A 23,747-nucleotide genomic window follows, 5' to 3' on the forward strand; every position below is an offset into this window, starting at 1 on the left:
GCGCACGATCGTTCGCATTCCCAAGTAGCGTCTTGCACTTCGCCTCTTGCCGTATTTGTCGCGGACATCTGTAAGAAAATTCCGAGCATTCATTCTCTTAAAAACGACTCGTCAGCATCCCTGACGAGTCGTTAAAATTCGTCGCGCAAGAAATTGCCTTATTGATAACTAAACTTGACGGAGAGAATATGCTGGTTTCAGGCAGAAGGATGGTAGCGAGAGCGGGAGTGGCCGCGTTGATGCTGGCGCTGGGTGCATGCGCGCAGCAGCCGCTGAAGCAGGCGGATACCCATCCGCAGGTAATGACACAAACAGTGCAACAGCAGATGACGGCGGATCAGGCGTTGCAACTTTTGAAGGACGGGAATGCGCGCTATGTTACCGGTCAGACCCGGCAGTTTGACGAACGCATGCAGATCAGGACGACGGGCAAGGAAGGGCAATTTCCGTTTGTGCAGTTCGTCAGTTGCATCGATTCACGTTCGTCGCCAACCCAGGTATTCGATCTTGGCGTCGGCGATGCCTTCAGTTCGCGTGTGGCCGGCAATATCGTCAATGAAGACATTCTCGGCAGTCTGGAATTCGGCTCGAAAGTGGCCGGCGCCAAGCTGATCGTGATTCTCGGTCATACGTCCTGCGGCGCAGTGAAGGGGGCCTGCGACAATGTGGCGATGGGCAACCTGACCGGCCTGTTGAAGAAAATTCGCCCGGCGGTCGATGCAACAGCAGATGTCCATAATCATGACCGGTCGTCGCACAACCATGCGTTCGTTAATGCCGTCTCTGAAAAGAACGTGCATCTGACCGTGCAGAACCTGCTGGACCAGAGTCCGGTATTGCGCGACATGGTTGCCAAGAACGAGATCAAGGTTGTCGGTGCGATGCTGGACGTGAAGACGGGTGAAGTTCGGTTCTACTGATAGCTGAATCCGGAGGATTCAATGAAAAAGCCCGCCGGGTGATCGGCGGGCTTTTTTTCGATACGGCGAAGATTAGTTCGCTGGTGGAACGTAACCTTGCGCTGCGTCGGCGCCATCGCCGAAGAAATGTTTTTCCATCTGTGTGGCCAGATATTTGCGTGCGCGCACGTCGGCCAGGTTCAGGCGATTTTCGTTGACCAGCATCGTCTGGTGCTTGAGCCATGCAGCCCAGGCTTCCTTCGAGACGCTTTCATAAATGCGCTTGCCGAGTTCACCCGGATATGGAGGGAAATCCAGGCCTTCGGCTTCCTTGTCGAGCTTGATGCAGTGAATCATGCGAGTCATGTCTGTTTCCTTGAATAAGTCCGGCGCAATAATGTTGCGCGCGGCTGTTGAAGATAATCGCGTTGCGATGAAAAGGTCTTGGAGGTCCTCAGAGTTTCTTGATAAAGACCAGCGATTTGCGCTGCCAGTTGTACATATGTTGGCGATCTTTCGGCAGATCGTCCACGGTTGCCGGGACGAAACCGCGTTTCAGGAACCAGTGTGCGGTACGCGTCGTCAGCACGAACAGTTTCTTGAAGCCGGCACCGCGTGCGCGATTTTCCATGTGTTTCAGCAAGCGCTCACCGTCGCCTTGCGTCTGCGTATCCTGATTGACGATCAGGCAGGCCATTTCCGCCATGTTTTCTGCCGGGAACGGGTAGAGCGCGGCGCAACCGAAGATCACACCGTCATGTTCGATGACCGAAAAATGATCGATCTCGCGCTCGATCAGCTCGCGACCGCGTTTGACCAGCGTGCCGTCGGCTTCGTACGGCTCGATCAGCTTGATGATGCCGCCGACGTCCTCGATGGTCGCGTCGCGCAGGCTTTCCAGGTTTTCGAATGAAATCATGGTGCCGACGCCATCGTGCGTAAACAGTTCGAGCAGGGCAGAACCATCGGTCGAGAACGGCACGATGTGGGCACGACCGACGCCGCCGTTACAGGCCTTCACCGCGTGTTGCAGATAGAACGCGGAGTCGGCGGGGATGCAACTGTAATCAAGCGCTACCGTCGCCTGATGCGACGACAGTTCGCGAATTTCCGCTCCGGTCATGTCAGTGATCATCGGTGTTTCGGTGATGAAGATCAGCTTGTCGGCGCGCAGCGAAATTGCTGCTGCGACGGCCACGTCTTCCATCGTCAGGTTGAATACCTCGCCGGTCGGCGAAAAACCGAGCGGGGACAGCAGCACCAGTCCGCCGGCATTCAGAATCGGGTGAATCGTTTCATAGGCGACTTTTCGCGTGATGCCGGTCAGTTCCAGATCGACGCCATCGACGATGCCGAGCGGACGCGCGGTGACGAAATTGCCGGAAATGATGCGGATCGCCGCGTGTGCCATCGGCGTGTTCGGCAGGCCCTGGCTGAATGCGGCCTCGATGTCGAGGCGCAGTTCGCCAGCGGCTTCCTTCGCGCATTCCAGTGCGGCCGTATCGGTAATGCGAATGCCGTTGTGAAAACGTCCCTCGACGTTACGCAGCCCCAGCTGTTCCGCCACTTGCGGACGCGAGCCGTGCACGATGACGATCTTGATGCCGAGCGCGTGCAGCAACGACAGGTCCTGGGCCAGTACTGGCAACGCGCCGGCCGTGACCAGTTCGCCCGGAAAGGCGACGACGAACGTCTTGCCGCGGAAGGCGTGGATATACGGCGCGACCGAGCGCAGCCACTGGACGAATTGTTCGGCGTTTTCCATGTTGCGCATTATACCCACAGCAACTCCGTTCCATGGGCGGCAAACACACGCGCTCTGTATAATTCAGGCCACATGTCTGCATCTGAAAATACTCCCAATTCTCCCGGTTCTGCCCCTAACGCCGCCCGCAATCGTCCCGCCGGCCAGCAAACCAGATCAGCGGTGCCGCCAGTGCGCAATCCGCTGCCGCCGGTCACGTTCCCCGAAGAGCTGCCGGTTTCCGGCAAGCGCGACGACATCGCCAACGCGATTCGCGACAACCAGGTTGTCATCGTCAGCGGCGAAACTGGTTCCGGCAAGACCACGCAGTTGCCGAAAATCTGCCTGGAACTGGGTCGCGGCGAAAAAGGCCTGATCGGTCACACGCAACCGCGCCGGATCGCGGCGTCGTCCACTGCCAAACGCATCGCGCAGGAACTGAATTCACCGCTCGGCGAACATGTCGGCTACAAGGTGCGCTTCAACGACACGCTGAGCAACGGCGCGTGGATCAAGCTGATGACCGATGGCATTCTGCTGGCCGAGACGCAGACCGATCCGCTGCTGAAGCAGTACGACACCATCATCATCGACGAGGCGCACGAGCGCAGCCTGAATATCGATTTCCTGCTTGGCTACCTGAAGCAGTTGCTGCCACGACGTCCGGATCTGAAAATCATCATCACGTCCGCGACCATCGATGCCGATCGTTTTGCCCGACATTTCGGAAAAGGCGACAAGCTGGCGCCGGTGATCGAAGTTTCCGGTCGTTTGTATCCGGTCGAGATTCGCTATCGTCCGGTCGAACCGTTCGACAAGAATGCCGCCAATGTCAATCCGAACGCCACATCGGACGCGGCGCAGGCACGTCGCTCTGCGCTCGCAGCGAAGGAACGGGGTCAGCGCGATCTGATGGACGCGGTAGTCGATGCGGTCGATGAACTGGCGCGCATTGGTTCCGGCGATGTGCTGGTCTTCCTGCCGGGGGAACGAGAAATTCGCGATGCAGCCGAAGCATTGCGCAAGCATCATCCGCCGCACGTCGAAATCCTGCCGTTGTTCGCGCGACTGTCCGCGCAGGAGCAGGAACGCGTGTTCAAACCGTCGAATGCGCGTCGCATCGTGCTGGCGACCAACGTCGCGGAAACCTCGCTGACCGTGCCCGGCATTCGCTACGTGGTCGATGCCGGCCTCGCGCGCGTCAAGCGCTACAGCTACCGCAACAAGGTCGAGCAGTTGCAGATCGAGCCGGTCGCGCAGTCGGCAGCGAACCAGCGCGCCGGTCGTTGCGGCCGTGTCGCCGCCGGCGTGTGTATTCGTTTGTACGACGAGCAGGATTATCTGCTGCGCCCGAAATTCACCGAGCCGGAAATCCTGCGTTCGTCGCTGGCAGCCGTCATCCTGCGGATGAAGTCGCTGCATCTGGCGGATGTCGAAACCTTCCCGTTCATCGAACCGCCGCTGGGCCGCGCGATCGCCGACGGTTATCAACTACTGCAGGAACTCGGCGCAGTCGATGACGACAATCGCCTGACCAAACTCGGGCGCGAGCTGGCGCGTTTGCCGCTGGATCCGCGCGTCGGCCGCATGATTCTGGCCGCGAAGGAAAACGTCTGCCTGACTGAAGTGCTGATCATCGCATCCGCGTTGTCGGTGCAAGACCCGCGCGATCGACCGATGGAAGCGCAGAACGCTGCCGACGCCGCACACAAAAAATTTGCTGACGAGAAATCCGAATTCCAGAGTTATCTGAAAATCTGGAAATGGTTTAGCGACGCCATCGAGCACAAGAAATCGAATCGCTTGTTGCAGGAAGAATGCCGCGCCAACTTCCTGTCGCAATTGCGCTTGCGCGAATGGCGCGACGTGCATTCGCAATTGCTGACGATCGTGCGCGAGCAGGGCTGGCGCTTGAACGAGTTGCCGGCGACATATGAGCAGTTGCACACCGCACTGTTGACGGGTTTGCTCGGCAACATCGGCTTCAAAGCCGAAGACGATCCGCATTACCTTGGCGCGCGCGGCATCAAGTTCCACATCTGGCCCGGTTCTTCGCTGATCAAGAAGGCCGGCAAATGGATCATGGCGGCCGAACTGGTCGATACCACGCGGCTGTATGCACGTTGCATTGCGCAGATTCAGCCTGAGTGGCTGGAGCGCGTGGCCGGTCATCTGCTGAAAAAATCCTACGGCGAACCGCGCTGGGAAAAACGCATCGCGCAAGTGTCTGCCTACGAGCGCGCGACGCTGTACGGTCTGGTTGTCTACAGCCAGCGTCGCATCAATTACGGCCTGATCAATCCAAAGGAAGCGCGCGAACTTTTCATTCGCGATGCGCTGGTCGGCGGCGACTTCGACACACGCGCACCGTTCTTCGCGCATAACCACAAGCTGGTACGCGAGATCGAGAATCTGGAACACAAGTCGCGCCGTATCGACGTGCTGGTCGATGACGATTTGATCGCCGCGTTCTACGACAAGCTGATTCCGGCCGACGTGGTCAATGGCATCGGTTTTGAAAAGTGGCACAAGGATGCGACGGCCAGCGAGCCGAAACTGCTGCATCTGAACAAGGACGATCTGATGCGGCACGAAGCGGCCGGCGTCACGACAGAACTGTTCCCGAAGACGATGAGCGTGGCCGGTGTCGACATGACGCTGTCGTATCACTTCGAACCCGGCACGCCGCGCGATGGCGTCACGCTGACGGTGCCGCTATACGCGCTGAATCAGGTGTCAGCCGATCGCACCGAATGGCTGGTGCCCGGCATGCTGAAGGACAAGGTTCATCTGCTGCTGAAATCGTTGCCGCAAAAACTGCGCCGTCATTGCGTGCCGCTGCCGGAGTATTCCGCCAATTTTTGCGATCGCGTACACGACAAGCTCATGTTCGGCAAAGGCAGTCTGCTCGACGCCGTGATCGCCGATGTGCGTGAAGAAACCGGCATCGCCACCAAGACAACCGATTACAAACTGGAGACCTTGCCCGCGCATCACTTCATGAACTTCAAGGTGATCGACGAGCACGGACGCCAGCTCGACATGGGCCGCAACCTTGGCGGCTTGCGTGCGGAGTTCGGCGGACAGGCACGGGAAAGTTTCCAGCGGATTGCAGAGAAAACCAGCGTTGCCGCAGCGCCGGTTGCATCGGCCGCGGCGGTGACCAAGTCAAACGTTTCGCAAGCTTCGGGTAACGCAAACAAGTCAGGTGGCGGCACACATGCCAACGTCACGCAGCATCAAAACCTGACAACGTGGTCGTTCGGCGAACTGCCGGAACTGCTGGAAATCCAGCAAGGCAAGCAAACCTTGATCGGCTTTCCCGCATTGGTCGACAAGAAGACGCACTGCGATCTGGAAGTGTTCGACGATCCTGACGAAGCTGCGCGCGTGCATCGTATCGGCCTGCGCCGTCTGCTCGCATTGCAGTTGAAAGAACAACTGAAATTCCTGGAAAAGAACATTCCCGGTTTGCAGCAGATGGGCATGCAGTTCATGGCAATCGGTTCGCAGGAAGAATTGCGCGACCAGATCATCGAAGCCGGTCTGGAGCGCGCCTGCCTGCAAGATCCGTTGCCGAAGAATGCCGAGCAATTCAACGCCCGCAAGGATGAAGGTAAATCCCGCCTCGGTTTGTTGGTCAATGAAATCGCGCGACTGGCCGGCACCGTGCTCACCGAATATCACGCGTTGCCGAAGAAGCTGCAAACGGTGAAGGCACACACGCAAGCCGTCAACGACATGCAATCGCAATTGCAGGCGCTGGTTGGCAAGCGTTTCATCGCCGATACCGATTACACGAACTTGACGCATTTCCCGCGCTACTTGAAAGCGATCAACGTGCGCATCGACAAGTTACGCGCCGATCCAGCGCGCGATGCAAAGGCGATGAGCGAATGGCAGCAGGCCGCGCAGCCGTGGCAACGCGCATTGAAAGATCGCCACGGCGATCCGCAGATGAACGATTACCGCTGGATGCTGGAAGAGCTGCGTGTATCGCTTTTTGCGCAGGAGTTGCGCACGCCGATGCCGGTGTCGGTCAAACGGCTGCAGAAGGTGTGGGAGTCGATGCAGCGGTAGGAATGAAGTTCCAAGTCATATTCGCTTGATTTTGGTTGCGTGCTGCCTAACGTTTGAACGTTGGAGGTAAGACGCCGGGGCGGAAGGATTATTGAAGAAACACGTTGGTTCCACAGTCTCTCTTGACGAGGGTTAGAAATCGGGCCTAGTCTTCTTTTTCATCATCTACAGTTATCCCAGTAGCTTTAAGCCAGTCTTCCGCGATGGGGGCGCCTGTAAAAAGCGCCGCTCCGAGACGGCTAATGTAAAAACCCTCTGCAGCACGTTGTTCTGCCAGATCTTCAACGCCTCCCGGAAAGCGAAGTTTGAAATTGATTCTCGCTAGTTTGAGGGAAAAATCAGCCAAATCATCTGCTGCGAAGTGAACAGAAATAATTTCCTTTTTCCGGATGCGCACAGAAGTGATTTTAGAAAGCTCATTTTTAGACCATTGCCACATACCGTGAACTAGGGCGTCACGATAGTCCTTTAGTTTGAGAATTTTTTCGTACTGTTGCGCTAGAACGTTCTTTTGTTCCTGCTCAGCTTTGGCAACAACGCGTTCTTTCCATAGTTCCAATATTTCAGTGAACTGCAAGTTGTTCATTGCCTTGGGCAAAGCAACATCCTTGTCCTCAAAAGTCATGAGGGTTTGTACAAAAATCTCATTTTCAAGTGCGCCCCATTGTGCAATGGACTTTCCAATTAGAAATGCCTCCCGTTCGGAAAGCTCATCGTCCCATAGGTAAAAGTCGTGGTTACTCACGGGAGTTGTTTAATGTTGGAGGAAAGGGCGCGGAACCGGCTCCCGACGGAGCGTCCCGTTTGGCCGAAGGTTAGAGCTATACATCGCCCTGGACCTGTTTGTTGTACCCAACTATAAGCGAGACCGCATTAAAGAGCCTTACAGCGAAGGCCTGGATCAAACCGAACAACGGAAAATGCTTTGCACCAGTAACAATGTATTCAAGTTGTTTGGTTGAATAGAGGTCGTTCAGTATTTCTACAGCACCCTCTTCTTCGCCTTTGAATTTGACGTGACTTAGAAGCCCTAACTCTTTTGCTTTTCGGAGCGCAGCATGCAGGTCATGATTTAGTATCCTCACTTGCTTCAACCCCAAGCCATTGCTTAATAAATAGGCTTTTAGCGAAAGCTCAATTGAGTGGCCAATTAAATAAAGCGCTGGGATTGGGGCAACGATTTCATACCCAGGCCGATGCCCGATCTTTTCGTCAACGGCCAATGCTGCCTCTAGGAACTCGTAGGCATAGCGTGCCATTCCAAGTGGTGTGGTTCTTTCTGAATCGTTATGCATGAGGCAAAGCTCTAACTAAATTTAGACCATCGCATCATATGATTGCGACATTGCCTAAGTCAACGAAATGAGGTGTATGTCATTGAAAGGTAAGAATATTTTTCATAAACATGTTATTTAGGCCGTCTAATAATACGTATCGACAGGCTGCTGCTTGCAGCCCTATGTGAGCGAAAAGGAGCCCTTCCTTCCGTACGCAGAAGGTTTGAGTGATAAAAAATGGTGGCCTATTGCGCTTCATGCTCGTACCCGACTCGGCAGGCTATTACCGCGATTTCGCGTAAAATTGCGAAAAATTTTCGTTCACCTCCAACCAAAAAGCACAGATATGTCCATCAAATCCGACAAATGGATTCGCCGCATGGCGCAGGAAACCGGCATGATCGAGCCGTTCGAGCCGGGTCAGGTTCGTGAGGCGAACGGGCACAAGATCGTGTCGTATGGTACGTCCTCCTACGGTTACGACATCCGCTGCGCCAACGAATTCAAGATTTTCACCAATATCAATTCGACGATTGTCGATCCGAAGAATTTCGATGAAAAATCGTTTGTCGATTTCAAGGGCGATGTCTGCATCATTCCGCCGAACTCGTTTGCGCTGGCGCGCACCGTTGAGTACTTCCGCATTCCGCGCAGTGTGCTGACGATCTGTCTCGGCAAATCGACGTATGCGCGTTGCGGCATCATCGTGAATGTCACGCCGTTCGAGCCGGAGTGGGAAGGTTACGTGACGCTGGAGTTCTCCAACACGACGCCGTTGCCGGCAAAGATTTATGCGGGTGAAGGTTGCGCGCAGGTTCTGTTCTTCGAAAGCGATGAAGTGTGCGAAACATCGTACAAGGACCGTGGCGGTAAATATCAAGGGCAGCATGGCGTGACGTTGCCGAAAACCTGATTCACCGTAGCGAACGGCTGTGCTTCTGTTGCGCAGGGTTGCAGCCGTTGCATGCAAACGCACGATGTCGCGCGATGCGTGTCAAAGCCGGTCCGGCAAAATCGGAACCAATCAGGATTGCCAAACAGCGCACGCGCTGCACGTTTTTTCTCCTCTCCGTTTCACATTTTCATCGCGTATTGTTAAAGATTGTTAAAGATCGCGCTGAGAAGGTAAAACGCGTCTCCATTCGACGCATCAGTCACATTCTCGTCATACAAGCCACCTAGCATTGCTTCCAGGTAAACAAGTGCGCGTGCGATTTCGGATCGATTTCGGGCGTTCGCAACTCAGGGGTAACTGGAAAGTGGAAACCGATTTCAGCGCCATGGCGACGGCCAGACAGTATGTCCAACAGCCGTCCGCACGCGACCTCGCCATCGCCGTTGCCACTATCACATCCGAAAAAACCAATGCGCAGGTGCTGGAAGTGTTCACCAAGCATCGCGAATTGATCAGCCTGCCGGTGCTGGAAAGCGAGCGGCCGATGGGATTGATCAGTCGCAATATCTTCATGTCGCAGATGTCCAAACCGTACTACCGCGAGTTGTACGAAAAGAAGACGTGCATCGCCTTCATGGACAAGGATCCGCTGATTGCCAGTGCCGATACGCCGATCGAAACATTGGCTGCGCTGGCCGTCGAATCGGGCGACAAGACGCTGGCCGACGGTTTCCTGATCGTCGAGAACGACGGCACGTTCGTTGGACTGGGCTCAGGGTTGGATCTGATGGAAATGATGGTCGACCTGCAGACGGAAAAGAATCGTCAGGTCATGCAGAGCATCGACTATGCGAGCACGATCCAGCGCGCGATGTTGAGCGTATCGCGCGGTGCGATGACATCGGCCGTGAGCGATGCGTGTCTGGTGTGGGAGCCGCGCGATGTGGTCGGCGGCGACTTCTATCACTTCGAATCGTTCGAAGGCGGCTGGTTTGCAGCAGTGGCCGATTGCACCGGTCACGGTGTGCCTGGCGCTTTCCTGACATTGATTGCGTCATCGGCGCTGACGCAGGCGCTGAACCAGCACGGTCCGCGCAATCCGGCGAAATTGCTGGGCGAGGTCAATCGCAGCATGAAGCAGGCGCTGGGTCAGCATTCGACAGCGCAGCGTTTATCGGAATCGGACGACGGCATGGATGCAGCGTTTTTCTGGTTCGACAGTGCGACGCACAATTTGACATGCGCCAACGCGAAGACTCCACTGTTCGTTCTGATGCCGGGACAGGACAAGGTGCAGATGGTGGAAGGCGGGCGCACCGGCCTCGGTTATGTCGATACCGCACACGACATGGCGTGGAAGAACAATATCGTGCAACTGGTGCCAGGTGCGATCGTATTGAGTACGACGGACGGCATCATCGACCAGATCGGCGGGGCGCGCAATATTGCGTTCGGCAAGCAGCGTCTGCGTGATGCATTGATCAGACATCGTGGTTTGGCGATGCCTGCATTGGCAGAGACATTGATGCGCGAGCAAAGAGAATATCAGGGGCGTCACAGCCGGCGTGATGATCTGACATTTTTCGGCTTTCGCCTTGACTGAGTATTCATGAGAATCGGGCAGCAGATGAAAAACAAGGAAGAGTGCATGAGCCTGCACTGGGAGTATTTCTGCCAGTGCGCGGAACGGCGGGATGTGATTTTTTATTACGTCGGTTATTTTTCGCAGAACATCATCGCCGCGATGGCGGATGCGGTGAAGATGCGAGTCGAATACGTGGGCGCTGCCAGCATGACGCGACGCAAGCTGTTTTCGTCGTTCATCGAGATGACGCAGAACATCATTCACTATTCGGCCGATGCGTATGAAGCGGTTGGTCCGGCGGAACATGCCGCGATGCGTCACGGGTCGGTGTGCATCTCGACCAAGGATGATCGCTATTACCTGCATTGCGCCAATCCGGTCCAGATCGACGTGGCCAATCGTTTGCGCGAGAAGTTGCAGTATCTGCGCACGCTGACCAATGACGAGATCAAGCGTGAATACAAGGAAACGCTGCGCGCCGAAACGCCGGAAGAAAGCAAGGGCGCAGGTCTGGGCTTGCTGACGATGGCACGCGATGCCAGCGAACCGCTGGAATTCGAATTCGGCCCGGCCAACGCCAGCGGTAACACGATGTTTTGCCTGAAGGCGACGATCTGAATGTCGCGCCCCGATTCGGCGTAGGCACATCGTATTTTTTGAAGAGTTGGGAAAATGAATAATCTTTTTATTGCAGCAAGCGCGAGTTCTCCGGAAGTCGATTTCCGTTTCGACGAATATCGCCTCTCATTGAAAGGCGAAGCGTATCCAGAAAATGCTGCCGTCTTCTGGGGCGACATCATTACCGCTGTGCGCGAATTTCTGGCTGGCGACAATTCGGGTCAGGCGATTACCGTCAATGTCGCGCTGGCTTACTTCAACAGTTCCAGCACGAAGATGCTGTTCGCGTTGTTCGGCGCATTGAACGAGAAGGCAAAGAGCGGTACGCCGGTCATCCTCAACTGGTATCACGATGAGGAAGACGATACGATCTTTGAATTCGGCCAGGAGCTGCATGAGGATTTTCCTTCGCTGACCTTCCACGATCATGCGGGGAACAACTGATGGCAGAGGCGGATCTTTTTGCGGTAGAGACGGCAGCACTGGCGCAGGCCTTTCAGGTCCTTTCGGCAGACGGTGCGCCGGCGGATAGCTACTACTCGGCGCTGGATGAACTCGCGCGCCATTATCAACGCCTGATGCGCGAGACGCGCCGCCTGATCGCGCGCAGCGACCGGACGGAACTGGAACTGAATGCGCTGAACGTGAGGCTGCAGCAGTTGAGCGCGGAGCTGGATTACAAGGCTCGTCACGACAACCTGACTGGAGCATTGAATCGCGGCGCGGTATTCGAGCGCGCCAGTCATTTTCTGCAGAAGGGCACGCTGTCGCTGATCGTGCTCGATATCGATTTCTTCAAACGTATCAACGACGAGTTCGGCCATCCGGCAGGCGACGGCGTGATTCGCGAGCTGGTGGCACGACTGAACGCCACACTGAAAGGCGTCGGCGAAATCGGACGGGTTGGCGGCGAGGAATTCACCGTTCTGTTGCCGAACATGGATCTGGCCGATGCATTGCAACTGGCCGAAGCGATGCGTTGCGCCATCGCGGATGAATTGTTCAGTTGCCTGCCATCACGCCCGGTGACGGCGAGCTTTGGTGTCAGCTGGAGCGATCCGGGCAGCGATTTCGAGGATGCCTACGGTCGCGCCGACGCGGCGCTCTACAAGGCCAAACACCAGGGACGCAATCGTGTTGAAGAAGCCGATCTGATCACGCAGACGGAAGACAGCTGCATTAATGCAGCGAGCGTGACGACAGAGTAGTTCGTTGTTTTAGCGCTTGTCGATCTTTGACGCCAATGCGCGCAACGGATCACCATCACCTTCAATCCCCGAAACAGAAGTCAGCAGCGTCAGCGACGATGCCTGAAAGCGGAATGCATCGGCCGACAGAAAGCCGCCGCTGCCGGCAGCACGCATCACGACGACGATCTCCGGCATACCATCACGATCGAGATCGGCAAAGCGAATGCTCTCGATGGAACCATCACGTGGCCGCACGATGCCGGCGATAAAGTCATCATACGGAAAGGCCGGATCGTTCTTCGCATACAGGCGCAGGCTGTAACTGCCGATGCTGCGCGGTTCCAGATCGCCCTCGGCGACGACCGCGATTCCCTTTGTCTGCGGATAGGTGGCGGTTTTGACGATGCGTCCATCGTCGGCTGCGAAGGTGGCCGAGCTGATCGCAAGGCAAAGAAGTACTGCCGGGATTCTGTGCATTGAAGTTCTCCCATATCGTTGGTCGGATATTCAACCGGAAGCAATGAGTGCTCCCTGTTTTGCGAGCAGCGTTCGCAGGATCGAACGGTGACAACGCGATTCATTCTCGCAATAACAGCCTACTGAAAAATCAGTGTGATGTGACAGTGCAGCCAGCAGCGCGATGGCGTGCGCATTGTCCGGCGTTGCCATCTCGGCGCGGTATTTGTTGGCGAAGGTGCGCCATTGCGCAGGTGTTTCGGCTTGTTGCGCGAGCTTGATGATATCGGCGGAAGGTGCGAGATTCGGAAACCAGACGTCGTACCAGTCCTGCGAGGAAAAAGCGGATTTGGGAACGCCACGCGGCGGGCGGCGCACCGTGCCGACGCGTATTCCTTCGTTCTTGTGGCGGGTGCTGCCGAGTCTGACGATGCGAACGGCCATGATGCCTCCGTGAGATCGCTGCGGAAAGAAATCATGGGGCGAGGCCCCGATCGCGCAACCTTACCGTAATTCGGTCAAAGGCGGGTGGAAGACGTATTAGTCAGGGTCGAATTGCGGGTTCCAGACCGCTTCCCACAGATGCCCGTCGGGATCCTTGAAATAGCCTGCGTAGCCGCCCCAGAAGGTGTCGTGGGCGGGTTTGACGATGGCAGCGCCGGCAGCTGCGGCTTGCGCCATGGCGGCGTCGACTTCCTGTTTCGATGCCACGTTGTGGCCGATCGTGCATTCCGTCGATGACGCCGTACCGATGGAAAGTCCGCTGTCGTGGGCGATGCTGGCGCGCGGCCACAACGCAAGCTTCAAACCTGCTTGCAGGTCGAAGAAGGCGACAGCACCATGTTCGAATTCGGTGCCGACGATGCCTTGTGTCGCCAGGCCGAGTCCGTCGCGATAGAAGGCCACCGCCTTTTCCAGATCATCAACGCCGAGCGTGAGGACAGTGATGCGTGGTTTCATGGTGATCTACCTTTCGATATGACTGTTTGAAAAATAGCGGAGACGATTGCGATTGCGTTCGCAAAAATTTCGCATGATTCGAATGAATGGCGTCGTCATCGTCATGGAAAAGGACGCTAGAAGTCGCGCGAAAAATAGGGGTCAGTCATCAGTATAAGGAAGAGCCAGATTGCCTCCGGCACGCTTTGCCTTGTACAACGCGCTGTCTGCGCGATGCATGACGTCTGTGTAGGAACTATCGCCAGCGATCAGCTCGCTGAAACCACCGCTGATGGTGCCGGCACCAACGACAGCCAGATCAAGCATTTCTTCTGCGATGCGCAGACGCAGGCGATCAATGATGAGTGAGGCATCCTTGCTGTCTGTATGCGGCATCAGGATCACGAATTCATCCCCGCCGAACCGCGCAGCATGATCCGTGGCGCGTAGCTCCGCCTGGCAGACGGCGGCGATGGAACGCAATGCCGTATCGCCTTTGAAGTGCCCATGCTTGTCGTTGATGTTCTTGAAGGCATCGACATCGAACATGAAGAGCGTCGCGGGAGTCTGGTAACGAAGAAAGACGTCGAAGTTCGACGCCAATACATCAAGCATTCTGCGGCGGTTCAAGAGGCCGGTCAACGAATCCGTTTCGCATTGCTTGCGCAGCTGCGCTTCGAGTTCATGACGGCGAGTTATGTTGCTGGCGACCCAGAGGACCGCATCTTCGCCATCGACGAGAAAATCGAGCGCCTGCACGCGGCCTTCGAACCAGATGGTATGACCGGGGCCTTCGGATTCGAGGCCGCGCACATCGCTGGCGGCGAGACCATATTCCACGATATGAAGACTGCGCGTGGAAAGGGCCTCGGCAATCTGTGATGAAAACCACGTGCTTTTTTCTTCGTGCAATACCTCGTGCATGTATTTTCCGATCAAGGCACCGCCATCGTGGTAATAGCGCTTGTCGGAGCCGCCATAAATGGCCGCATAGCGTCCGCCGCGCGTCAGAATAAATGCGGGATCGGGAAGTGCGGCGAGAAGAACGATCAATTGCTGTTGGGAGAACACGTAGGCCTCAATTGCAAATCGTAGGTTGTCCAAATGTCTGGCAATGCCATGGCGATGGACAACCCCTTTTTTTTGACGTGCTTGTTTTGCCAGTTAGAGGATGTCTCTGCAAAACGACTACGGCGTTCGCCGGGCGTGCTACGCCGGCGTTACTGTTTCACGCAATCGACAAAATAACCGCGTTTGCCGTCTACCTCGCGTGTCACCAGACCGTGCACATCGGTTTCGAAGCCTGGGAATTTCTCATTGAAGTCGCGCGCAAAGCGCAGGTAATCCACGATCGTCTTGTTGAAGCGTTCGCCCGGAATCAGCAGAGGAATGCCCGGTGGATAGGGCGTCAACAGGATCGAAGTGACACGGCTTTCCAGATCGTCAATGGCAACGCGTTCGATTTCGCGGTGTGCCATTTTGGAGAAGGCGTCCGACGGTTTCATTGCCGGTTGCATGTCTGACAGATACATCTCGGTCGTCAGGCGTGCAACATCGTAGGCCTTGTAGAAATCGTGGATCATGTGACACAGGTCGCGCAGACCGACGCGCTCGTAGCGCGTGTTTGCCTGTGCAAATTCCGGCAGGATGCGCCACATCGGCTGGTTCTTGTCGTAGTCGTCCTTGAACTGTTGCAACGCAGTCAGCAGCGTGTTCCAGCGACCTTTCGTGATGCCGATGGTGAACATGATGAAGAACGAGTACAGGCCGCACTTTTCGACGATAACACCGTGTTCGGCCAGATATTTGGTCACGATCGATGCGGGGATGCCGGTGTCGCCGAACTTGCCGTCCAACGACAGGCCTGGTGTGACAATCGTCGCCTTGATCGGGTCCAGCATGTTGAAACCCGGTGCGAGATTGCCGAAGCCGTGCCAGCTGTCTTCGGCGCGGATCATCCAGTCTTCCCGCGATCCGATGCCATCGTCGGCAAAGGTGTCCGGCCCCCACACCTGGAACCACCAGTCTTCCTTGCCCCATTCGGCTTCGATCTTGCGCATGGCGCGGCGGAAATCCAGTGCCTCCAGAATGCTTTCTTCCACCAGTGCGGTGCCGCCCGGTGCTTCCATCATCGATGCCGCCACGTCGAGCGACGCGATGATCGAATACTGCGGCGACGTCGATGTGTGCATCAGATAGGCTTCGTTGAACGCATCCTGATCGAGTTTCACCTTCTCCGATTCGCGCACCAGGATCTGCGATGCCTGCGACAGGCCGGCCAGCAATTTGTGCGTCGATTGGGTGGAGAAGATCATCGACTCTTTTGCGCGTGGACGATCCTTGCCGATCGCGTGCATGTCCTTGTAGAAGTCATGGAATGTCGCATGCGGTAGCCATGCCTCGTCGAAATGCAGTGTGTCGATTTCGCCGTCGAGCAGATTTTTCAATGTCTCGACGTTATAGATCACGCCGTCATACGTCGATTGCGTGATGGTCAGGATGCGCGGCTTCTTGTTGACGGCTTCGCGCGCAAAGGGATTCGCTTCGATTTTCTTGCGAATGTTTTCCATCGAAAATTCCGACAGCGGAATCGGGCCGATGATGCCCAAGTGATTACGCGTCGGCATCAGGAAGACAGGAATCGCGCCGGTCATGATGATCGAATGCAGAATCGATTTGTGGCAGTTGCGATCGACGACGACGATGTCGCCCGGCGCGACGGTCGAATGCCAGACCATCTTGTTCGACGTCGAGGTGCCGTTGGTGACGAAGTAGCAGTGATCGGCATTGAAGATGCGCGCAGCATTGCGTTCCGATGCGGCAACCGGGCCGGTGTGATCGAGCAACTGGCCGAGTTCTTCGACAGCGTTGCAAACGTCGGCGCGCAGCATGTTTTCACCAAAGAACTGGTGGAACATCTGGCCGATCGGAGACTTCAGGAACGCAACGCCACCGGAGTGGCCCGGGCAGTGCCACGAGTACGAACCGTCCTGTGCGTAATGCACCAGCGCGCGGAAGAATGGAGGCGCGAGTCCGTCCATGTACGATTTCGCTTCGCGAATGATGTGACGCGCGACGAATTCCGGCGTGTCCTCGAACATGTGGATGAATCCGTGCAGTTCGCGCAGGATGTCATTCGGGATGTGGCGCGACGTACGCGTTTCGCCGTACAGGTAGATCGGGATATCGGCGTTCTTGTGACGGATTTCCTCGACGAAGGCGCGCAGCGATTTCAATGCGTAATCGGTGTCTTCGAATGAGCCACTGCCGAATTCCTCGTCGTCGATCGACAGGATGAAAGCCGATGCGCGCGATTGCTGTTGCGCGAATTGCGACAGGTCGCCATAGCTGGTGACGCCAAGCACTTCCATGCCTTCCTTTTCGATTGCGTCGGCAAGCGCGCGGATGCCGAGGCCGGAGGTATTCTCGGAACGGAAGTCTTCGTCGATGATGACGATGGGGAAGCGAAATTTCATGAAATCTCCAGCAGGAAAGGCGTGGCGCACAGGACGGTATTTGTCTGTCGCTCAGGGAAAGCGAATTTTCGCAGATATGCGACGGATTTGTGCAGAAAACCGGCGGTTTTGTCGCATCGGGGCCGCCGGTGTTGTATATGACGAAAGCATGACGACGGTGCGTCAGCGAATGCGGTCGTAAGTGATGTAGGAAAAGTCGAAGCCGTTGGCTTCCGAGCGGTGGTCTTCGCGGGCAACTTCCTTCCACACCGAGGGATCGATGGCAGGGAAAAATGCGTCGCAGTCGAATGTCTTGTCGATATGCGTGACGATCAGGCGATCGGCTTCGGGCAGCGTGTCGGCAAAAATCTGGCCGCCGCCGATGATGAAGGCAGGCGCACTGTTATTGTCGCCGTCGACCAGTGCTTTCGCCGCGGCAATGGAGGTGACTGCTTCGACGCCGTCATGTTTCCAGCCGGGATTGCGCGTAACGACGATGTTGCGGCGATTCGGCAACGGACGGCCGATCGAGTCGAACGTCTTGCGGCCCATGATGATCGGATGACCGGACGTGGTGCGCTTGAAGTGCGCCAGATCTTCCGGCAGATGCCACGGTAGTTGATTGTCGATGCCAATGCCATTGTTGGCATCGATGGCGACGACGAGAGTCAGTTGAGAAGGCATTGGATCGTGATTCCGTTCAGACGGCCATCGGCGCGCTCAACGGCGCGTGATGTTGATAATCTTCCAGCGCAAAATCGCCGGGTTCAAGTTTGTCCAGCCATTCCGGTTCGTATTTACCGGTGACGGCATATTCCGGAATGCGCTTGGACAGCACCAGCTTCGGTGCCGGATACGGATCGCGCTGCAACTGTTCGTTCAGCATATCCAGATGGTTCTCGTAGATATGCGCGTCGCCGATGAAGTAGGTAAACCACTTTGGCGTGTAGCCCGTCAGGCGGCCGACCAGATGCAGCAGCGCAGCGCCTTCCGCCAGGTTGAACGGGGTGCCGAGTCCGATATCGTTGCTGCGGATATACAGGCACAGCGAAATTTCCTTGGTCGTCTGGTTCGGCAGGAACTGGTACAGCAGATGGCAGGCGGGCAGAGCGATCGCATCGAGATCGGCGCAGTTCCAGCCGTGGAACAGGATGCGGCGGCTGCCGGGATTCTTGATGATGGTATCCAGGCAGTCGCGCAACTGGTCGATCGCCTTGTACAGCAACACCTTGTCCGTGCCTTGATCCTTGACAACGCCCACCACGCGGAAGCCGCGTTCCTGCGCATGCTGGATCTGTGCCTTCTTGTCAGCCTCGATCAGCTTGTAGGCTGGCCATGCGCGCCACTGTACGCCATAGACCGGCCCCAGATCGTCTTCTTCCAGGCGATACGGATTGGCCAGCCACTCGACGTTTTCATTGGCGTTCTGATCCCATACCTTGCAGCCAAGCGCACGGAAATCCGCTGCACTGCGCGATGCGCGCAGAAAGCCGACCAGTTCGCCGATCACCGATTTGAACGCGAGGCGTTTGGTGGTGACGGCCGGAAAACCATCCTTTTGCAGATCGAAGCGCAGCATTGCGCCCGGAATGCTGATGGTGCGAATGCCGGTGCGGTTTTCTTGCCATGTACCGGTGTCGAGGATCGTGCGCACCAGGTCAAGATATTGTTTCATGCATCGTCCGTTCTGATGTTCTGGTTGCTCAGGGCAGCGAGCGTTACGCATATTGCCGCACCTGCGAAAACCGCTATTTTAACGTTACCGAATCAATGGGGCTGAAATGGGCTCAATGCTGGCCGAACTGCAGCGCCGCCAGGCCGGCATACAAGCCGCCGGCCGCGACCAGTGACGCGTGCGTGCCGGTTTCGACGATCCTGCCATGTTCCATCACGATGATGCGATCGGCTCGCTGTACGGTTGCCAGCCGGTGTGCGATGACGAGCGTGGTGCGACCGACCATGGCGGCTTCCAGCGCGCCTTGAATCAGTCGTTCGGATTCGGCATCGAGAGCGCTGGTCGCCTCGTCCAGCAACAGTAACGGCGGATTTTTCAGCAGCGCGCGTGCGATCGCGATGCGCTGGCGCTGTCCGCCGGAGAGGCGTACGCCGCGTTCGCCGAGGAAGGATAAATAACTTTCCGGCAGACGTTCGATGAACTCGTGCGCGGCGGCGAGTTTGGCCGCGATCACGACTTCCTCGTCACTGGCATCGGGACGGCCGTAGCGGATGTTTTCCATCGCATTGGCGGAAAAAATCACGGTGTCCTGCGGCACGATACCAATGGTGTCGCGCAGCGCGTGCAGATCGAGCTGGCGAATATCCGTGCCGTCCAGTTCGATCGTACCCTCCTGCGGATCGTAGAAGCGCAGCAGCAACTGGAACAGCGACGTTTTACCTGCGCCGGACGGACCCACCACGGCAACCGTTTCACCGGCACCGATCGTTACCGACAGGCCGGAGATTGCCGGCGTCAACGGCCGCGATGGATAGGCGAAGGTCACCATGTCCAGCGTCAGCGCTGCGCCGTTTGCGCGTCGCGGCGGTAACGCAAGCGGTTCGACCGGGGAGGTGATCGGTGATTGTGCGGAAAGCAGTTCCAGCAGGCGCTCTGCGGCGCCGGCGGCACGTTGCGCATCGCCCATTACTTCGGACAAGGCGCCGATACCGCCGGCCACGATAGCCGAGTACAGAATGAACTGACCGAGCTGGCCACCGCTCATCGTGCCGTCGATCACCGCGTGTGCACCCAGCCACAGCACAAACACGATCGCACCGAAAACCAGCAGGATCGCGATCATCGTCAGCAAGGCGCGCGCGCGAATGCGGCGGATCGCGGTTTTGAACGCATCTTCAACCGTCAGGCCGAAACGGTTCGATTCGATCTTTTCGTGCGTGAACGCCTGCACGGTCGGCATCGCGTTGAGGATTTCACCCGCCAGCGCCGAGGCGTCGGCGATTCTGTCCTGAGAATCGCGCGACAGCGATCGCACGCGGCGGCCGAACAACACGATCGGCAAGACGACAGCAATCAGCATCACCAGGATGATGGACGTCAGACGCGCGCTGGTGACGAACATCATGCCAAGCCCGCCGATGAACAGCAGAATATTGCGCAGCGCCATCGAAATACTGGTACCGATCAGCGTCTGGATCAGCGTGGTGTCGGTGGTGAGACGCGACAATACCTCGCCGCTTTGAGTCGTTTCGAAAAATTGCGGGCTTTGCGTCACGACATGCGTATACACGGCGCTGCGAATATCTGCAGTGACGCGTTCGCCCAGCCACGACACCATGTAGAAACGCGCTGCTGTCGCCACACCCAATACGCATGCAACGCCGAACAGTGCGATGAAATAGGTGTTGATATGTGTCGTGCTTTGAATGCCGCCTGCGCCGAAGCCCAGATCGATCATCTGGCGGAATGCATACGGAATCGCCAGCGTTGCACCGGCTGCGACGATCAAGGCAATCGCGGCGAGCGCAAACTGTTTCTTGTACGGCAGAAGAAAACGAGCCAGGCCGCGCAACGTGACGATACTGCCTTTGGGTAGATCTCTTGAATTCCTGGAAACCATCTTTATTGATTGCTTGTGTGGGTAATCGAACGGTGGGTGCGGCGCGTTGCAAATAAGGTGCCGAATGATTGTGATCGTGGCGGTAATCGCGGAAAAACAGCCTGTCCGCAATGGGCTAGCTTAGCATCTCTCGCATGGCAGGGAATTTTGCTTTGTGTCGTAACCTTTTTTCGCGATCGAACGAATACCTGTCATTACAGGTGTCAGCACGATTGTTCCTGCAACGGCATAATAGCCCGACCGCGATTCCTCGTGAGGCATGATGATCTGCGATAGAGCGCACATCACAGAACAAGGAGAATTCATTGGCCCGTTTCATTCAGCAACTGCAGGAACATACACACGATATTCATCAAGAACTGATCGCAGGGCTGACTGCCGAACAAGCTTCCGCTTCACCGAAATATCTATACGACGCGCTGGGCTCCAAGTTGTTCGAAGCGATCTGCGAACTGCCCGAATATTATCCGACGCGCACCGAAGCACAGATATTCGCCACGCATGCAGAAGAGATTGCGCGTTCGACCGGTAGGGGTACGACGTTGATCGATCTGGGTGCCGGAAATTGTGCGAAGGCGGCCAGGCTTTTCCCGTTTTTGCAGCCTTCGCAATATGTGCCGGTGGATATTTCAGTGACGTTTTTGCGCGATGCGGTTGATCGCCTCCAGCAACAGTTTCCGCAGATTGACATGGTGGGCGTAGGCATGGATTTTTCGTCGGCACTGACATTGCCTGACGAGGTGAATGCCGGCAATCGCCTGTTCTTTTATCCCGGTTCGTCCATCGGCAACTTCACGCCGGAAGAATCACTGACCTTTCTCAAGCGGGTGCATGCAGCCTGCGTGAAAAATGGCAAGGCCGAAGGCGGCTTGCTGATCGGCGTCGATCTTGTCAAGGACAAGGCTGTACTGGATGCGGCCTACGACGATGCGCTTGGTGTTACTGCAGCATTCAATCTGAATCTGCTACGCCATTTGAATCGCTTGCTGGAAGCCGATTTCGATTTGCGCGAATGGCGGCATCGCGGATTTTTCAATGGGGAATCGAGCCGCATCGAAATGCATCTTGAAGCCGCATCAGACCAGCTTGTGCGCTGGCAGGGAGGCGAGCGCCGATTCGCTCGCGGTGAGCGCATTCATACTGAGAACAGCTACAAATACACACGTCAGGATTTCGTTAAGTTGCTGCAAGTAGCAGGATTCCGAAATGTTGCAGTCTGGACCGATCCGCAGGAATGGTTTCTCGTGTGTCATGCACACGCAGCCTGATAAGTACACAATCATGGAACGTGCCTACGACGAGGCAGTCCAAATCCTTTTACCGAAGCAGAACAGCGCAGCGAACGTCTTCTGATTGCGCCGGAGGAAAACATCATGAACGCACAAGCCGAACGCATCCGCCTGAACGATCTGGAAGTCCTGCCGCAGCGTTTCGCGCAAGTACGCCGTCATTCGATGACGCTGGCTTCGCCGCTGTCGGAGGAAGATTGCTGTGCGCAATCGATGCCGGATGCGAGTCCGATCAAATGGCATCTGGCGCATACCACCTGGTTCTTTGAAACTTTCATCCTCGAACAGTACGAAGCGGGTTTCAAACCGTTTCATCCGGCGTTTCGCGTACTGTTCAATTCGTATTACAACGGCGTGGGCGACAAGCATGCGCGACCGCATCGCGGTCTGCTGACACGGCCGGCACTGGATGAAGTAATCGCCTATCGGCACAACGTCGATGCCCGCATGCTCGCGCTGCTGTCGTCCGATCTGCCGGTCGAATCATTCGTCGCGCTGGCAAAATTACTGGAACTCGGCCTGCAACACGAACAGCAGCATCAGGAACTGATGCTGACGGATGTACTGCATCTGCTGTCGTGCAATCCCTTGTGGCCGGCTTACAGGGAAGGCAAGCCGCGAGCGACTGCGATGGCAGCGCCGTTGCGATGGTGCGCGTTCGACGCCGGCATCGTCGAGATCGGCCATGGCGACGACGGCTTCAGCTTCGATAATGAACTACCGCGCCATCGCCAGTTCGTCGAACCGTATCAACTTGCGTCGCGTCTCGTGACCAACGGCGAATATCTCGCCTTTATCGAAGCCGGCGGTTATCGCGATCCGTCGCTGTGGCTGTCGGAAGGCTGGGACTGGGTGAAGCGGGAAGAGCTCGCGCATCCGTTGTACTGGCGCGAAACCGATGATGGCTGGCACAGCTTCGGCCTGCACGGCCTGCAGGCGCTGGACCGGAATGCCGCCGCCACGCAGATTTCCTATTTCGAGGCCGATGCCTACGCACGCTGGGCCGGCGCTCGTTTGCCGACCGAAGCGGAATGGGAACATGCCGCGGGCACCGACAAGACCCTGACGCAACTGTTCGGCACCTGCTGGCAATGGACGTCCAGCAGCTACGCGCCGTATCCGGGATTCCGCACCGCAGACGGTGCGCTCGGTGAATACAACGGAAAGTTCATGTCGAATCAGTATGTATTGCGTGGTTCGTCGTCCGCGACACCGGAAGGTCACGCACGGACCAGCTACCGAAACTTCTTTCCGGCGACTGCGCGCTGGCAGTTCATGGGAATTCGGCTGGCGAAATAAGGGTGCACCACGTATCAAAAAAGCCGCTGTGTTCAGCGGCTTTTTTCATTCAATATTTGGAAAATTGCACACCCAATTTCCGTTCGATACTTTCGCCTAGGCGGGGGCCAAGACCGGGCAGGATCGAACGCAGGATGCGCGGGATTTCGTGCAACCCGGCACGCATTTTTTTCACCATCTCCAGACCGGTTTTATCGTCGATGCCGTTTGCCAGCGCTTCCCTGCAGCCAACGACAGAAACGACCAGATCATCAGTCAGCGAGTCCAGTCCATCGTCGTATGTTTCCCTGAGCAGGACGATCAATTGATCGTAAACGATCAACAGTTCTCTCAGTTCCGCCGCGATGGTAACCGCCGCGGAACCTTGCTTGGCAACACGTTTGAAGAGCAGGACGTTATTGCCTTCCGTATTCTTGTCAGACATGGCGATGCTTTACTGATGTGGA

General features: G+C 56.6%; 22 protein-coding genes. 9 read left to right on the forward strand and 13 right to left on the reverse strand.

The features are described 5' to 3' along the window. The first annotated feature begins 188 nt into the window (after nt 1–188). Complete coding sequence (locus VN114_RS11200) at nt 189–920, forward strand: carbonic anhydrase family protein (RefSeq protein WP_325514881.1); 732 nt, start codon at nt 189–191, stop codon at nt 918–920. A gap of 72 nt (nt 921–992) precedes the next feature. Here VN114_RS11200 and VN114_RS11205 read toward each other — a convergent pair whose 3' ends face one another. Next, entirely contained in the window at nt 993–1,265 is a 273-nt protein-coding gene (locus VN114_RS11205; protein ID WP_325514883.1) for an oxidative damage protection protein, read from the reverse strand. An 88-nt stretch (nt 1,266–1,353) separates the two neighbouring features. Continuing rightward, the gene (argA, locus tag VN114_RS11210; RefSeq protein WP_325514885.1) at nt 1,354–2,664 is read right to left on the reverse strand and encodes an amino-acid N-acetyltransferase; all 1,311 of its coding nucleotides are present in this window, start codon (nt 2,662–2,664) and stop codon (nt 1,354–1,356) included. A 72-nt stretch (nt 2,665–2,736) separates the two neighbouring features. Between argA and hrpA the strand changes: the two genes are divergently transcribed. Beyond that, entirely contained in the window at nt 2,737–6,723 is a 3,987-nt protein-coding gene (hrpA, locus tag VN114_RS11215; RefSeq protein ID WP_325514886.1) for an ATP-dependent RNA helicase HrpA, read from the forward strand. A 145-nt stretch (nt 6,724–6,868) separates the two neighbouring features. On the opposite strand, the gene VN114_RS11220 is transcribed toward hrpA, so the two are convergent. Continuing rightward, on the reverse strand, nt 6,869–7,468 hold the full coding sequence (locus VN114_RS11220) for a hypothetical protein (RefSeq protein ID WP_325514888.1): 600 nt from the start codon (nt 7,466–7,468) through the stop codon (nt 6,869–6,871). A gap of 76 nt (nt 7,469–7,544) precedes the next feature. After that, complete coding sequence (locus VN114_RS11225; RefSeq protein ID WP_325514889.1) at nt 7,545–8,018, reverse strand: hypothetical protein; 474 nt, start codon at nt 8,016–8,018, stop codon at nt 7,545–7,547. 328 nt (nt 8,019–8,346) lie between these two features. Between VN114_RS11225 and dcd the strand changes: the two genes are divergently transcribed. The 5 genes from dcd (at nt 8,347) to VN114_RS11250 (ending at nt 12,306) form a co-directional block, all read left to right on the forward strand. Next, nucleotides 8,347–8,913: a dCTP deaminase gene (gene dcd / locus VN114_RS11230; protein ID WP_325514891.1), complete on the forward strand. Its 567-nt coding sequence runs from the start codon at nt 8,347–8,349 to the stop codon at nt 8,911–8,913. A 367-nt stretch (nt 8,914–9,280) separates the two neighbouring features. Then, a complete protein-coding gene (locus tag VN114_RS11235; protein WP_325514939.1) occupies nt 9,281–10,498 on the forward strand; it encodes a SpoIIE family protein phosphatase in 1,218 nt (405 codons plus the stop codon). 45 nt (nt 10,499–10,543) lie between these two features. Further along, nucleotides 10,544–11,098 carry a SiaB family protein kinase gene (locus tag VN114_RS11240; RefSeq protein WP_325514892.1) on the forward strand — a complete coding sequence of 185 codons (555 nt, stop codon included), beginning with the start codon at nt 10,544–10,546 and terminating at the stop codon, nt 11,096–11,098. A 54-nt stretch (nt 11,099–11,152) separates the two neighbouring features. Further along, nucleotides 11,153–11,542, forward strand: coding sequence for a DUF1987 domain-containing protein (locus VN114_RS11245; protein ID WP_325514894.1), 390 nt, complete (start codon nt 11,153–11,155; stop codon nt 11,540–11,542). Then, nucleotides 11,542–12,306, forward strand: coding sequence for a GGDEF domain-containing protein (locus VN114_RS11250; RefSeq protein WP_325514895.1), 765 nt, complete (start codon nt 11,542–11,544; stop codon nt 12,304–12,306). Before VN114_RS11245 ends, VN114_RS11250 begins: the two co-directional genes overlap by 1 nt. A 9-nt stretch (nt 12,307–12,315) precedes the next feature. Here VN114_RS11250 and VN114_RS11255 read toward each other — a convergent pair whose 3' ends face one another. The 8 genes from VN114_RS11255 to VN114_RS11290 form a co-directional block, all read right to left on the reverse strand. Further along, nucleotides 12,316–12,765 (reverse strand): PliI family lysozyme inhibitor of I-type lysozyme, encoded by a 450-nt coding sequence (locus VN114_RS11255; protein ID WP_325514896.1) that lies wholly within the window; start codon nt 12,763–12,765, stop codon nt 12,316–12,318. Between the two features lie 30 nt (nt 12,766–12,795). Then, nucleotides 12,796–13,188: a DUF488 domain-containing protein gene (locus VN114_RS11260; protein WP_325514898.1), complete on the reverse strand. Its 393-nt coding sequence runs from the start codon at nt 13,186–13,188 to the stop codon at nt 12,796–12,798. 96 nt (nt 13,189–13,284) lie between these two features. After that, nucleotides 13,285–13,704 carry a VOC family protein gene (locus VN114_RS11265; RefSeq protein ID WP_325514900.1) on the reverse strand — a complete coding sequence of 140 codons (420 nt, stop codon included), beginning with the start codon at nt 13,702–13,704 and terminating at the stop codon, nt 13,285–13,287. Nucleotides 13,705–13,845: 141 nt separating this feature from the next. Further along, nucleotides 13,846–14,754 carry a diguanylate cyclase gene (locus VN114_RS11270; protein WP_325514901.1) on the reverse strand — a complete coding sequence of 303 codons (909 nt, stop codon included), beginning with the start codon at nt 14,752–14,754 and terminating at the stop codon, nt 13,846–13,848. A gap of 149 nt (nt 14,755–14,903) precedes the next feature. After that, nucleotides 14,904–17,159: an arginine/lysine/ornithine decarboxylase gene (locus VN114_RS11275; RefSeq protein ID WP_325514902.1), complete on the reverse strand. Its 2,256-nt coding sequence runs from the start codon at nt 17,157–17,159 to the stop codon at nt 14,904–14,906. 162 nt (nt 17,160–17,321) lie between these two features. Beyond that, nucleotides 17,322–17,822, reverse strand: coding sequence for a dihydrofolate reductase (locus VN114_RS11280; protein WP_325514904.1), 501 nt, complete (start codon nt 17,820–17,822; stop codon nt 17,322–17,324). Nucleotides 17,823–17,838: 16 nt separating this feature from the next. Continuing rightward, nucleotides 17,839–18,813, reverse strand: a complete 975-nt coding sequence (locus VN114_RS11285) for a thymidylate synthase (RefSeq protein WP_325514906.1) — start codon at nt 18,811–18,813, stop codon at nt 17,839–17,841. A 112-nt stretch (nt 18,814–18,925) separates the two neighbouring features. Further along, on the reverse strand, nt 18,926–20,713 hold the full coding sequence (locus VN114_RS11290) for an ABC transporter transmembrane domain-containing protein (RefSeq protein WP_325514908.1): 1,788 nt from the start codon (nt 20,711–20,713) through the stop codon (nt 18,926–18,928). 305 nt (nt 20,714–21,018) lie between these two features. Between VN114_RS11290 and egtD the strand changes: the two genes are divergently transcribed. Continuing rightward, on the forward strand, nt 21,019–21,981 hold the full coding sequence (gene egtD / locus VN114_RS11295; RefSeq protein WP_325514910.1) for an L-histidine N(alpha)-methyltransferase: 963 nt from the start codon (nt 21,019–21,021) through the stop codon (nt 21,979–21,981). A 105-nt stretch (nt 21,982–22,086) separates the two neighbouring features. After that, complete coding sequence (egtB, locus tag VN114_RS11300; RefSeq protein WP_325514912.1) at nt 22,087–23,301, forward strand: ergothioneine biosynthesis protein EgtB; 1,215 nt, start codon at nt 22,087–22,089, stop codon at nt 23,299–23,301. Nucleotides 23,302–23,350: 49 nt separating this feature from the next. On the opposite strand, the gene VN114_RS11305 is transcribed toward egtB, so the two are convergent. Beyond that, complete coding sequence (locus tag VN114_RS11305; RefSeq protein ID WP_325514914.1) at nt 23,351–23,725, reverse strand: hypothetical protein; 375 nt, start codon at nt 23,723–23,725, stop codon at nt 23,351–23,353. Between the last annotated feature and the right edge of the window lie 22 nt (nt 23,726–23,747).

This window comes from Oxalicibacterium sp. (assembly GCF_035565035.1).
Lineage (GTDB): Bacteria > Pseudomonadota > Gammaproteobacteria > Burkholderiales > Burkholderiaceae_D > Oxalicibacterium.

Bases quoted from the DNA above. Each gene is read 5' to 3' on its own strand.
- VN114_RS11200 (WP_325514881.1), top strand. From the start codon at position 189: ATGCTGGTTTCAGGCAGAAGGATGGTAGCGAGAGCGGGAGTGGCCGCG.
- VN114_RS11205 (WP_325514883.1), bottom strand. From the start codon at position 1,265: ATGACTCGCATGATTCACTGCATCAAGCTCGACAAGGAAGCCGAAGGC.
- argA (WP_325514885.1), bottom strand. From the start codon at position 2,664: ATGGAAAACGCCGAACAATTCGTCCAGTGGCTGCGCTCGGTCGCGCCG.
- hrpA (WP_325514886.1), top strand. From the start codon at position 2,737: ATGTCTGCATCTGAAAATACTCCCAATTCTCCCGGTTCTGCCCCTAAC.
- VN114_RS11225 (WP_325514889.1), bottom strand. From the start codon at position 8,018: ATGCATAACGATTCAGAAAGAACCACACCACTTGGAATGGCACGCTAT.
- dcd (WP_325514891.1), top strand. From the start codon at position 8,347: ATGTCCATCAAATCCGACAAATGGATTCGCCGCATGGCGCAGGAAACC.
- VN114_RS11235 (WP_325514939.1), top strand. From the start codon at position 9,281: ATGGCGACGGCCAGACAGTATGTCCAACAGCCGTCCGCACGCGACCTC.
- VN114_RS11240 (WP_325514892.1), top strand. From the start codon at position 10,544: ATGAGCCTGCACTGGGAGTATTTCTGCCAGTGCGCGGAACGGCGGGAT.
- VN114_RS11245 (WP_325514894.1), top strand. From the start codon at position 11,153: ATGAATAATCTTTTTATTGCAGCAAGCGCGAGTTCTCCGGAAGTCGAT.
- VN114_RS11250 (WP_325514895.1), top strand. From the start codon at position 11,542: ATGGCAGAGGCGGATCTTTTTGCGGTAGAGACGGCAGCACTGGCGCAG.
- VN114_RS11255 (WP_325514896.1), bottom strand. From the start codon at position 12,765: ATGCACAGAATCCCGGCAGTACTTCTTTGCCTTGCGATCAGCTCGGCC.
- VN114_RS11260 (WP_325514898.1), bottom strand. From the start codon at position 13,188: ATGGCCGTTCGCATCGTCAGACTCGGCAGCACCCGCCACAAGAACGAA.
- VN114_RS11265 (WP_325514900.1), bottom strand. From the start codon at position 13,704: ATGAAACCACGCATCACTGTCCTCACGCTCGGCGTTGATGATCTGGAA.
- VN114_RS11275 (WP_325514902.1), bottom strand. From the start codon at position 17,159: ATGAAATTTCGCTTCCCCATCGTCATCATCGACGAAGACTTCCGTTCC.
- VN114_RS11280 (WP_325514904.1), bottom strand. From the start codon at position 17,822: ATGCCTTCTCAACTGACTCTCGTCGTCGCCATCGATGCCAACAATGGC.
- VN114_RS11285 (WP_325514906.1), bottom strand. From the start codon at position 18,813: ATGAAACAATATCTTGACCTGGTGCGCACGATCCTCGACACCGGTACA.
- VN114_RS11290 (WP_325514908.1), bottom strand. From the start codon at position 20,713: ATGGTTTCCAGGAATTCAAGAGATCTACCCAAAGGCAGTATCGTCACG.
- egtB (WP_325514912.1), top strand. From the start codon at position 22,087: ATGAACGCACAAGCCGAACGCATCCGCCTGAACGATCTGGAAGTCCTG.
- VN114_RS11305 (WP_325514914.1), bottom strand. From the start codon at position 23,725: ATGTCTGACAAGAATACGGAAGGCAATAACGTCCTGCTCTTCAAACGT.